Raw genomic sequence first — 11,067 nt, forward strand, 5'->3', positions numbered from 1 at the left:
TCCCATTACCATACAAGGTGTTCTGTACATATCTGCTGTATCAAAAGCATCTTGAATTAAGTCAACCATTTCCTGTATTGATGCTGGTGCAAATACTGGCATTTTATAGTCTCCATGACCACATCCTTTTGTTGCTTGAAAATAATCTGACTGAGCTGGCTGGATACTTCCAAGTCCAGGACCTCCTCTAACTATATCTACTATAACGCAAGGCAGCTCTGCACCTGCTATATACGATATACCTTCTGCCTTTAAGCTTATTCCAGGTGAGCTTGATGATGTCATTGCTCTAACGCCAGTACCTGCTGCTCCATAAACCATATTTATAGCAGCAATTTCACTTTCAGCTTGTATAAATACTCTTCCTATTTTAGGCATTTTTCTTGACATATAAGCTGCAACTTCTGTCTGAGGAGTAATTGGATAACCAAAGAAGGCTTGACAATTAGCTCTTATGGCAGCTTCGCCAATAGCTTCATTACCTTTTATTAATACTTTTTCTCCCACAAAGAATCCCTCCTTATTACTTTTCAACTGTTATTACGCAATCTGGACATATTTTTCCACAGGATGCGCAAGCAACACATTCCTTCATTTTTTCTTCTGTAACAGTGGCTGGATGATATCCTTTCACATTCAGTCTATCTGCAAAGCTTATTATTTTCTTAGGACATGCTTCTATACAGTGTCCACAACCTTTGCATCTTTCTTCTCTAAAAGTTACCTTTGCCATAAGAAAGTTCCCTCCTTAAATTTTAGTAGTTTAAAACTTTTCTTAGATATTTTTTATAAATTAATTGAATTTATATTTATATAGATTTTATTGATAACTAATTATTATAGTTTTTACCTCCAAGGTGGTTTCATGTATATATCTATTGGAAATATTTCACCTTTAACTTTATTTTTTATTTCTTCTACCAAATCACTTCTACATATGGTATATTTATATGGTATATTTAATTTTTCACTTAATTTTGTAACTTCTTTATCTCCTTTTAATATATCTTCTACCTTTGTTTCATAGGACATATTGGTATTAGATATTAAATGAGTTACCTTCAATCTGGAAACCTTTTCAATGGAATGTAAAAATTCTTCTGTTTCATTACTATCAGAAGTCAAAATTCTATTATTATTTACTACAAAATACATATCATAAGGTTCTTCTTTGAAGTATTTATTGTATTGTCCAAGAACAATAGCTCCTTGATCATCTCCACCTATATCCATAACTACCTCATAACTTTTGTCATTAAATATAGATAAAACTTCTGCTGGAACTACTGCTAATTCTGCATTAGAAAGACTAGGATCTGATGATATTACTCTAATCCCATTTCCTTCGAGATATTTTCTTAAGTCTCTTGTACAAAAATAAAGATTTACAATATCAATATCTACAATTGCAACTTTTTTACCCTGTTTAGCCAAGCTCAATGCATAATTTATTGATATTTCTGTTTTTCCACTTCCAAAATGTCCTGTAAAAATTCTAATCCTACTCATAATACCACCTCCTGTGAATATTCATTATAGAATTTAGTGTTAAACTTAAATAAGTTTTTATTAAAACGTTATCATTTATACGTCAACTTGATTGACCTATTATCATGATATCATACTGTAATAATATATGTCAATAATGTTGACCAATTTATTTAAAGTATCTAAAATAATTGATCCAATTATACTGGATATTTTAGGTCACATAAAAAGACGGTTTCTCAACCTTATCTAAGGGTTCTTTCGATGCCATATAACACAAAACAGATTATCAAGTGGACTTATTATTTTTTGAAGATTCCTAAATCACTCTAGAAATATACTTAAGTAAATGATAAAATTAAAAGAAAATAATTAATAGGAATACTGAAAGGAAGATTTATATGACTATAGAAACTGAAAAGAAACTAGATGATATAAAAGCTTTATTTTACTTTGCATACAAAACATTTACTGAAGAACCAGATCATATGTTGGTTAAATACGGAATTCAACGTATGCACCATCGCATACTTTATTTCGTTGCACGTTTTCCAGGAATAAGCATTAATGAACTATTAACGCTATTAGAAATAAGCAAACAAGCACTTAATAGCCCATTAAGAAAACTTATTGAAAAAGGCTTTATTGCAAGTGTACCTTCAAAGCAAGACCTTCGTGTAAGACAACTAAGTCTTACAAAAGAAGGTAAGGATCTAGAGAAAAAACTTTCTTATGTTCAAAGCAAAGTACTTAAAAACATTTTTAATGAACTTGGAGAAGAATGTCTTATTTCATGGATAAAAGTTATGGAAAGATTTGCTGCATCAAGGCCTGGAAATGACTTGTGGTGTAGTAAAAAAGGCATTGAATAATTCATGAAATTTATAATAATCATATAAATTTTCCTTAAAAGTAAAAGATCCAATGTAAAATAATTTTCATTTATTTTACATTGGATCTTTATAATTACACTTAAATTGTTGACTTTCTCAAATCTAATCTTAAATTTTTCGCTAAAGCTTTAACTAAAGCAAATGCAATAATCCCATCCACCATATGATGCAAGAATGATCCTACCCCTACTACTACAAGTACCTTGTACATAGTAAATCCAAATGGTATTACAGCTATTGCTTCTAAAATTGCATGTATAGGTGCTGTTATGACAACTACTTTACTGAAGGCTACTCCTTTTTTTATAAGCAGTGCACCTGCTAATCCCACAAAAGTATGCATAAAAGCTCTTGCAGCCACAACTGCTGGTGCTGATATCAAAAATCCTAAGGCAGATCCAACTCCCACCATAATTGCTGCAAATGGTCCTAAAAGCATAGCTATAAACAATGGTACATGCGCTGCTAAAGTAGCACTAAAAGGTCCCGCTTGAATTTTTAAGAATCCAAAAGTTAATGGAATTACAATAGCAAGTGCAGTTAAAAGACCTGCATAAGTAAGTTTCTTTATATTTTTCATTTTACTTTACACCTCCGAATTAACTGTTGTATATACATAAGTATACAATATATATTTGTACATGTAAACAGTCTAATTATATATGATTTGCAAATCTCTCTTAATTGTTAAGATTTATATCCATTGATGTTGACAATAAAGTTGTTATATATTAAAATAATATAACATGCTGTATAGGTATAAATTTACATGGAACTTAAATACATAAATGGTGTTTTATTTTACAAATATATAATTTACACCTTATTTTATATATAAATATTAAAACTTTAAACTTAGTAGTGAAACACATTTAAAATTAGGAGATGATTTTATGCTAAATATTGATGAAAAAGCTCTTAAATATGCAAAAAAAAATAAAGGATGTTTCGTTGTAAAAACTGTTTCTGCATCTGGTGGGTGCTGTGATATGGACGTTAAAAGTATTACTGTTGAATTTTTAAAGGACTTCAAAGGAACTAATAATTACAACGTTCATGAATATGATAGTGTAAAAGTTTTTATAGAAAAGGGACTAATATTAGAGGATAACATTCTAATTTACCATAAAATCAAACTTCCTTTATTTGGCAATATATTCAGTAGCAAAGGAATATCTATTAAATATATTTAAAAAACTGTTGAATCTTTTAATTTTAGTATTCTAAAAGATTCAACAGTTTTTTATTCTTCCTCTTCAATTTTATATACTTTCTTTGCTCTGTCAGTATATAAAATTCCACTAAGATGATCTATTTCATGACAAAATGCTTTAGCTAAAAGTCCTTCTGCTGTGTATTCTACATCTTCCCAACTTAATGATTTTCCTACTACTATAACCTTTTTAGGCCTTACAACTATTCCCTCATACCCAGGATAACTTAAACACCCCTCAACACTATCTTCTTTTCCAATTTTCTTAATGATTTTAGGATTTATAAGTAGTATAGGCTTTGTCTCATTTCTAAGATCTATAAATATTACTTTTTTTAATACCCCTATTTGAGGAGCAGCCAGTCCAATTCCTGTACCATCATATAGACTATCTTTTAAATCTTTCACAAGTTTTAATAGTTCTTCATCTACTTTTTCTACTCTTCTACTTGATCTTTTTAATATGTTATCTCCAAATTGCAATATTTTTTTTACTGCCATAATCTTACCCCTCTTTAAATATTTTCTTTATAAAAAACCATTTCTCTTTAATTCAAATATTTACCACACCAAATAAGAACTCCCGTATATATCCACTGGAGTTCTTAAATATTCTATTTCTACCAGTTAAATAATTTCCAAATTAATAGAAGCATTTTAAATATTACATATTTATCTGTATTCTATTTTCATCACTTTCATCAAATAGAATGTAACACTGTTTTTCTTCCAATAAATTTTCATTGATATATTTATCTATATCCACAAAAAACTTTTCCATATGATAGTTTTTAGATAATTTTATCTTTTTATCTACAATTTTTTCTTTTATTTTTCTTTCTTCTTCCTTGTTTCTTTCTCTTACTAAAAATTCTGGGATCCACTTTTTCTTATTAAATTTCAAATAATCATATTTTATTATCTCTTTTAATTTATTACTATTTTCTTTAAGGCTTTCTTGATTAAATTCTATAAAAACTCTATAGTATTCTGCAGAAGATATATTTCTGTTTAAATATCCCTTATCATAAAAGAACTCTCCTAAACTTCTGTAAAAATCAAAAGAAGTCTTAAACTTTGGTAAAAAATAATTTAATATATTATCAAATTTCCTAGAATTATAATACTTATCTAGTACCTCTTCTATTCTTTTTAATATAATTATCTCATCATAACTTATATCTTTTGTTTTAAGAATTTCATAAGGGGCATAAGGTGAATATACCATTCCCCATTTTGTAGCTTCTTCTCTCATAGGTGATCCCTTTAAAAGTTTTAAAAATCCCAACTGTATTTCCTCAGGTCTTATAGAATATACATCATTAAAAGATTTTTTAAAGGACTTAATATTTTCTCCTGGAAGCCCTGCTATAAGATCCAAATGCTGCTTTATATTTTTTATACTTTCTAGTTCTTCTACTTTTTCTTTTATATCTTCAAAATTAACATTTCTATTTATATTCTTTAAAATTTCATTATTTGTAGTTTGTACTCCAACTTCAAATTGAATTCTACCTTTTGGAGCATTAGACAAAAGCTTTATTTCTTCTTCTGTTAAAATATCTGCTGAAATTTCGAAATGGAAAGTAACTTCTGTATCTAATTCTATTAAAAATTTCCATATATCCATAGCAAAGTTTACATTGCAATTAAAAGTTCTATCAACAAATTTTATAAGTTTAGCTCCTTTATCTACTAAAAATTTCAATTCTTTTTTTACCCTATTTGTTTCAAAAAATCTAACTCCATGAGTTGTTGATGATAAACAATATTTACAATTAAATGGGCATCCTCTGGAAGCTTCATAATATACTATTTTATTTTGTAAATTATCTTGCTCATTATATGGAAAAATAACCTTGTTTAAATCCATAAGATCTCTATCACCATTAAAATAAACTTTTTCTCCAATTTTAAAGCTCAATCCCTTAATAGATTTAGGCTTTTCTAAAATTCTGTCATCAAATCCATTTTTATCTAATTTTTCACATTCCAATTGCCAATTTATAAATTCTCTATAAGTTTCCTCACCTTCACCTACAATTACATATTCTCCAACATTTTCTTTTAAAAAACTTATACTGTCATAGGATACTTCTGGTCCACCATAAACCATCTTTATATTTGAGTCAACAAGATTAATAAGTTTTGCTAATCCTTGTATAAATTCTATATTCCATATATAACATGAAAAAACTATTACATCTGCTTCTTCCTTTATAAGTTGCTCTAAAACCTTTTCCCTTCTATCATTTATAGTAAATTCCCTAGTTATACATTCATAATTTAAATCTTTAGTGTATGCTTTTAAATATCTTATAGCTAAATTACTGTGAATAAATTTTGAATTAAGCGCTGTTAATACTACTTTCATCTTTTCTTTCATTTCCTTCCTGCAAGCTTTCTTCTTTGTAAGCATTAATTTTTACTTTGCATTTCTTCTTGGCTTTAATATAATAAATACCATTTAAAACATTACCTTCAATTATATCAAAATAATCCTCTAAAACACTGACTGTATTATCCTTAGAATTATCTTTAAATATATTTAAATCATTAATTTTTATTTGTTTAATTTTATTTCCTGGTATTGTTACATTTATATTACCAAAAAATATTTTTTTATATCCTTTATCTATATCCCATATATAAAGTATCCCATCTTTATTTAAATAATTATATATATTTTTTATAAAACTTTTCTTGTTCATTTTAAACCATATACTGCTAAAAGAAAAGAATAAAATACAGATATCATAAAAATTATTCTTTACATTTATCTCTTCTTCCTTTCCAGTTATATAATCAACATTTATGTCTTCACTTCCTTCTTTACATACATTATATATGATTCCATCATTTTCAAAACCTATGTCAAGCACATTTCCTTTAAAAATTTGGTTTTCCATATTCAAAAAAATCTCTTTTTTCATGCAATCACCACCTTTTATATAGTTTCTGCAAAAGAAAAAAAATTCCTCCAAATTAAGGAAGAATTTTATATTTATTTATATCATTGTGATATTTAACCATAAAGCCTGCTGTAGTTCTTTGTGCCTCTTTTAATATTGTAGTAGCTATCCTAGAATATTTTTCATCCCTAGAATGTATTGCCAAATTCTTGATATAAGTGCTATTTGCCATAATAGCATTATTAACTATATAATCTTCTATTTCTTCATATACTACAGTACCATCTTTAGCTATAAAAGAATAATCAGTCATAAGCCTACTTATAATCCATAGTTCAAACTTTCTATGGCTTTTTAAAAGTTTATTATTTACGTGTTGTGGTACCGTAGTATCTTGTACTAGGTGGCAAGCAGCTCCAAAATAGAATAATGCTTTAGATACATCACCAGCATCAATAAATCCTATTGATCTATTGTAATACCTTTTACATTCTGTTAAAGCATCTGAAAATCCATATAATCCTTTACCTCTAGTTACATGATAAAAATGGTTTGAACTTTTAAAATCTTGATCCGCCCATGTTACTCCATTATTAAGGCTAGCTATGTGTTTTTTAAAAAAATTAGCTTCTTCTTCATATCCATCATTTTTTAATATTTCAATTGCCTGTATTATTATAAATTTATGAACAGTACAATAAGTTTTCAAAAATTTTTTTTTAAGAGGATTAACTGCATGCATTATACCTTTTAATGCGTTACCATACGTACTTTCAAATTTGTTTTTCATTTATAATTCTATCTCCCTTTTGTTTTTAAAATTTAAATTAGTTTTTTTTCAACTTTTAATAAAATTATTATAAGTACAATAACCAATCCTAACAAGTAAAAATAAATACTTTTATTTATTTTTAAGACATTATTAATATTTCCTTTTTCTATACTATATAAATATCCTTCTTCTCCGTCAAGTATCAATAAACTTTTTTTATAAAATTTCAAGCTGGAAACATCACCCTTATTAAATTTAGCTTCTTCCTCAACAGCTCCTGAACCATTAAATTTATACAATATCTTATTGGTTATATCATAAAAATACATAGCATTTTTAATACTTAAAACTCCATTATTATCTACAACTAATGATTTTATGCTACTTAAACTCTTATGCTGATAAAGTGGTGCTGGAGGATTTGTAGTTGGATGATTTTCTAATATAAATTGAAGCATGGAATTTGCCTTCCCTTTAAATTTAGGAGATGTAACAGGATCTCCTCCACTGTAATCAGGCCATCCATACCAAGTATTTTTTCTTATTTCATATATATAATCTGTATCCCCTTTAACTGGTCTTACTCCTCTATCTTCCATTCCACCTATTGCTGCTATTAATTTACCCTCACTTGTGAAATCCATTCCTGTTACATTTCTTATTCCCCAAGCCATGGTTTCCATATTTCCAGTATTTAGATTATATATTAATATACTAGAGTTTCCAGGAAAATGTTCCGGAATTATTTGACCATTTATACTTTTAGTTTTACAGCTTTGATATGCTCCAGTTTTAAATTTTCCAAAATTTATACCTTTCAATGTTATGTCTTTTGGAGATATATCATGGCTGTATGGATTTTCTTTAATCCATTTGTTATCTTCACCAACTACACCTGAATTTGTAGCTGATCCTACTGATATATAAAGATAGTTGCCTCTTATTTTTATAATACTATTCTTATAATCTCCATAGTTGGGTATATCTTTAACTATTTCTGAAGTTTTGTTATTTTTAATATCATAACAATATATTTTAGTATCTGATGAAAAGTATAATTTATTATTAAAATATTCTATACTATAAATATTTAAATTGCTATTTTTAAACAAGTAGTAGCTTTTACCATTGCCTTTTATAATTTGTATCTTATCCTTGTATGCTATGTAATAATTTCCGTTATTGTCCATGGTAAAATCCACTGATGATTTTAAACCTTTATATTTTACGTTATATCTTAACTCCTTAACATTCATATTTAAATTTTTAACGCTATAATCATTATAATAATGCTTTTTTATTATAATAATTATAAAAATCATACAAAAAAACAACAGTAAAATTTCAAAAAACTTTTTCACCTTACATCCCCTCATACAAGATTTCTTTAAGATATATATATTTTAAAAATTTACTGTATATGTATATTTCTAAGCTATTTATTAAAAGTTTAAATAAAAATCATAATTAATTCTTAACTATTCACTTGTAAGTACTATATGTTCTTCTTCAACTTTAGAAAGTACATTAAATATCTTTACAATGTTTTCTTCATGAATTTCTTTCCCATATTTTTTATAATACTCTACAGCATGTTTTTCTCTTTGGCAAGCTGCATCAAGTAAAGCTTCATCAGTATCGTACTTTGAATAATCCATATTCCTAAGTACCGGTATTTCTGTAATACCAGCTATTTTCTTATGAATTCTAGCATGCATATATTCTATACTTGATAACGCTTTAAACATACTTTTTAGATTTTCATCCTTCGCCATATCCGAAGCCTTTTTATAAAAGTCTCCATTAAAAACTTCTAATTTAACTGCATGATCTATTATTTTCAAAGCATTCTCATCTAATTTATTCCTATCATATTTTATTTCTTCTCCATTTTCTATTAAATATTCCATTGGTGCCCCACAAAATGGACAATACATAATTTTTCCATTACTATTTGAATTTATAAATGCTTCTTTATTAAAATTATAATTTTTTTCATTTATTTCTACACCACAAATAACACAAGTCATTTTAACCATAAATAACATCCCTTTCTAAATAATTTTCAATTTTAGTATAGCATAAAATTTATCACTTATTATACTTTTTAAATTAAAAGCATATATATAAATACTAATAATTTGATGTAAATGAGGTTTTATTTTGGTAAGAGATAGATTTTTAAAAAATTCACTCACATTAATATTATCTAACTTAATTACTGGTATTTTTGGTTTTGCATTTTCCATAATACTTTCCAGAAAAATGGGGCCTGAAGGTATGGGACTTTATGGTCTAGTAATGCCTATATACGACTTATTTATATGCCTTATATGTGGTGGTATGGTAACAGCTATATCAAAGGTTGCTGCAATTTATTATAGTAAAAATGATTTTAGAAATTTAAACAGATCTGTAGACATATCTATGCTGTTTGATTCTATTTGGTCAATTGTGGTTATTTGCTGTATATTTATATCTGCTTCATACATAGGTAATAATATAATAGAAGATTCTAGAACTATACATTGTATACAAGCTTTTTGTCCTGCAATGCTTTTTATAGCACTTTCTTCAATACTTAAAGGCTATTTTTATGGTGTTTCAGATATCAAAATACCTGCTATTATAGACATATTTGAAAAATTTGCAAGAATAATTATATTTCTTAGCATAGTAACTACATTATTCCTTAAAGAAATTTCAACTACTGTTACAGCCGCTTTTGTAACTTTGACACTAGGTGAAGGTATAAGTCTAATTTTACTTTATATTTTTTATAAGAAAAAAAAATTACAACTTGGAATTACTTTTAACACTAAAGAGGATAAGCTTCAACTTCTATTTAACATAATTATTATATCTTTTCCTTTATGTATAAATGGATTTTTGACTACAGGATTATCTGCAATATCAGCTTTAATAATACCAAGAAGACTTGTTAATTCAGGAATAGAATACTCTCTAGCTTTATCTATGATAGGTAAATTTAAGTCTATGGCTTTAAGCATAATATTTTTTCCTATTGCAATCGTAAATTCTATTTCCACAGTACTTGTACCTGATCTATCTGAAAAACTAAGTAAAAAAGATTACTGGTCTATAGAAACCAGAATAACTCAAGTTATAAAAATTGCTTTTCTTCTTGGAATTACTACTATGGCTATTTGTATGACTATTCCTAATGAATTAGGAAAATTATTTTTTTTCAGAACAGACTTAGGATACTATATACGATTTGCCTGCCTTTGTGCACCAATTACTTACACTGCTGTAACAACTCTTGCAATATTAAATGGGTTAGGTAAACAAAATATTATACTTAGAAATTCATTAATTGTATCCTTAGAAGAAATAGTTCTTCTATATGTTCTTACAGGTATATCCTGGATAAACATATATGGATGTGGTATAAGTCTAATATTAACTTCTCTTTCAACTTTAATACTAAATTTATATGAAATAAGAAAAACTTTTAACATAAACTTAAATTTAAATGACCTCTTGATATACATTCTTTTAGGTATTTTTTTGTATTTAATACCATCTATACTTTATAATTTGATACCTTCTTTTATGTTTACATTTAAAGTTTTCACTGTTATACTATCTTCATTTTTTCTATGTTTAATTTTTGCAATTTTTATCCTTAAAAAAGTTTTTTAGTAATTACCTTTATTGACATATTGGAGAATTTAAATTTTTAGTATAAAATATATATTATATTTAATATCACTAGTGTTTAATTTTTAGAAAATATTTCAATTGACATCTTTATTATAATCGTTT

At 26.8% G+C, this 11,067-nt stretch carries 12 protein-coding genes and 1 pseudogene; 3 read left to right on the forward strand and 10 right to left on the reverse strand.

From position 1 onward, the window contains the following. From EG57_RS0224430 to EG57_RS0224440, 3 genes and pseudogenes are all read right to left on the reverse strand, one after another. Positions 1–507 (reverse strand): annotated as a pseudogene (locus EG57_RS0224430) (3-methyl-2-oxobutanoate dehydrogenase subunit beta); the annotation flags it as partial. A gap of 16 nt (positions 508–523) precedes the next feature. Beyond that, positions 524–733 carry a 4Fe-4S dicluster domain-containing protein gene (locus EG57_RS0224435; protein WP_032079686.1) on the reverse strand — a complete coding sequence of 70 codons (210 nt, stop codon included), beginning with the start codon at positions 731–733 and terminating at the stop codon, positions 524–526. Positions 734–846: 113 nt separating this feature from the next. Next, complete coding sequence (locus EG57_RS0224440; RefSeq protein ID WP_032079687.1) at positions 847–1,509, reverse strand: nucleotide-binding protein; 663 nt, start codon at positions 1,507–1,509, stop codon at positions 847–849. 380 nt (positions 1,510–1,889) lie between these two features. On the opposite strand from EG57_RS0224440, the gene EG57_RS0224445 reads away from it, so the two are divergent. Then, positions 1,890–2,360 carry a MarR family winged helix-turn-helix transcriptional regulator gene (locus EG57_RS0224445; RefSeq protein WP_032079688.1) on the forward strand — a complete coding sequence of 157 codons (471 nt, stop codon included), beginning with the start codon at positions 1,890–1,892 and terminating at the stop codon, positions 2,358–2,360. A 100-nt stretch (positions 2,361–2,460) separates the two neighbouring features. Here EG57_RS0224445 and EG57_RS0224450 read toward each other — a convergent pair whose 3' ends face one another. Beyond that, on the reverse strand, positions 2,461–2,961 hold the full coding sequence (locus EG57_RS0224450) for a hypothetical protein (RefSeq protein WP_032079689.1): 501 nt from the start codon (positions 2,959–2,961) through the stop codon (positions 2,461–2,463). Between the two features lie 313 nt (positions 2,962–3,274). Here EG57_RS0224450 and EG57_RS0224455 point away from each other — a divergent pair, with 313 nt between their 5' ends. Then, positions 3,275–3,574, forward strand: coding sequence for a hypothetical protein (locus tag EG57_RS0224455; RefSeq protein ID WP_032079690.1), 300 nt, complete (start codon positions 3,275–3,277; stop codon positions 3,572–3,574). Positions 3,575–3,624: 50 nt separating this feature from the next. On the opposite strand, the gene def is transcribed toward EG57_RS0224455, so the two are convergent. The 6 genes from def to EG57_RS0224485 all read right to left on the reverse strand — a co-directional run bounded on the left by def (position 3,625) and on the right by EG57_RS0224485 (position 9,317). Further along, complete coding sequence (def, locus tag EG57_RS0224460) at positions 3,625–4,095, reverse strand: peptide deformylase (protein WP_032079691.1); 471 nt, start codon at positions 4,093–4,095, stop codon at positions 3,625–3,627. Between the two features lie 163 nt (positions 4,096–4,258). Continuing rightward, on the reverse strand, positions 4,259–5,968 hold the full coding sequence (locus EG57_RS0224465) for a B12-binding domain-containing radical SAM protein (protein ID WP_200880609.1): 1,710 nt from the start codon (positions 5,966–5,968) through the stop codon (positions 4,259–4,261). Further along, the gene (locus EG57_RS0224470; RefSeq protein ID WP_032079693.1) at positions 5,943–6,527 is read right to left on the reverse strand and encodes a hypothetical protein; all 585 of its coding nucleotides are present in this window, start codon (positions 6,525–6,527) and stop codon (positions 5,943–5,945) included. Before EG57_RS0224470 ends, EG57_RS0224465 begins: the two co-directional genes overlap by 26 nt. A 52-nt stretch (positions 6,528–6,579) precedes the next feature. Next, positions 6,580–7,296, reverse strand: a complete 717-nt coding sequence (locus tag EG57_RS0224475; RefSeq protein ID WP_032079694.1) for a zinc dependent phospholipase C family protein — start codon at positions 7,294–7,296, stop codon at positions 6,580–6,582. Positions 7,297–7,328: 32 nt separating this feature from the next. Beyond that, positions 7,329–8,639, reverse strand: a complete 1,311-nt coding sequence (locus EG57_RS0224480; RefSeq protein WP_242859926.1) for a PQQ-dependent sugar dehydrogenase family protein — start codon at positions 8,637–8,639, stop codon at positions 7,329–7,331. Between the two features lie 117 nt (positions 8,640–8,756). Beyond that, positions 8,757–9,317: a ferritin-like domain-containing protein gene (locus EG57_RS0224485; RefSeq protein WP_032079696.1), complete on the reverse strand. Its 561-nt coding sequence runs from the start codon at positions 9,315–9,317 to the stop codon at positions 8,757–8,759. Between the two features lie 124 nt (positions 9,318–9,441). Between EG57_RS0224485 and spoVB the strand changes: the two genes are divergently transcribed. After that, positions 9,442–10,944 (forward strand): stage V sporulation protein B, encoded by a 1,503-nt coding sequence (gene spoVB / locus EG57_RS0224490; protein WP_032079697.1) that lies wholly within the window; start codon positions 9,442–9,444, stop codon positions 10,942–10,944. Positions 10,945–11,067: the final 123 nt, after the last annotated feature.

It is taken from the genome of Clostridium drakei, from assembly GCF_000633595.2.
Taxonomy (GTDB): domain Bacteria; phylum Bacillota; class Clostridia; order Clostridiales; family Clostridiaceae; genus Clostridium_AM; species Clostridium_AM drakei.

What these genes read in the sequence shown, in the direction of transcription:
- EG57_RS0224435 (WP_032079686.1), bottom strand. Translation starts at nt 733, where the DNA reads ATGGCAAAGGTAACTTTTAGAGAAGAAAGATGCAAAGGTTGTGGACAC.
- EG57_RS0224440 (WP_032079687.1), bottom strand. Translation starts at nt 1,509, where the DNA reads ATGAGTAGGATTAGAATTTTTACAGGACATTTTGGAAGTGGAAAAACA.
- EG57_RS0224445 (WP_032079688.1), top strand. Translation starts at nt 1,890, where the DNA reads ATGACTATAGAAACTGAAAAGAAACTAGATGATATAAAAGCTTTATTT.
- EG57_RS0224450 (WP_032079689.1), bottom strand. Translation starts at nt 2,961, where the DNA reads ATGAAAAATATAAAGAAACTTACTTATGCAGGTCTTTTAACTGCACTT.
- EG57_RS0224455 (WP_032079690.1), top strand. Translation starts at nt 3,275, where the DNA reads ATGCTAAATATTGATGAAAAAGCTCTTAAATATGCAAAAAAAAATAAA.
- def (WP_032079691.1), bottom strand. Translation starts at nt 4,095, where the DNA reads ATGGCAGTAAAAAAAATATTGCAATTTGGAGATAACATATTAAAAAGA.
- EG57_RS0224465 (WP_200880609.1), bottom strand. Translation starts at nt 5,968, where the DNA reads ATGAAAGTAGTATTAACAGCGCTTAATTCAAAATTTATTCACAGTAAT.
- EG57_RS0224470 (WP_032079693.1), bottom strand. Translation starts at nt 6,527, where the DNA reads ATGAAAAAAGAGATTTTTTTGAATATGGAAAACCAAATTTTTAAAGGA.
- EG57_RS0224475 (WP_032079694.1), bottom strand. Translation starts at nt 7,296, where the DNA reads ATGAAAAACAAATTTGAAAGTACGTATGGTAACGCATTAAAAGGTATA.
- EG57_RS0224485 (WP_032079696.1), bottom strand. Translation starts at nt 9,317, where the DNA reads ATGGTTAAAATGACTTGTGTTATTTGTGGTGTAGAAATAAATGAAAAA.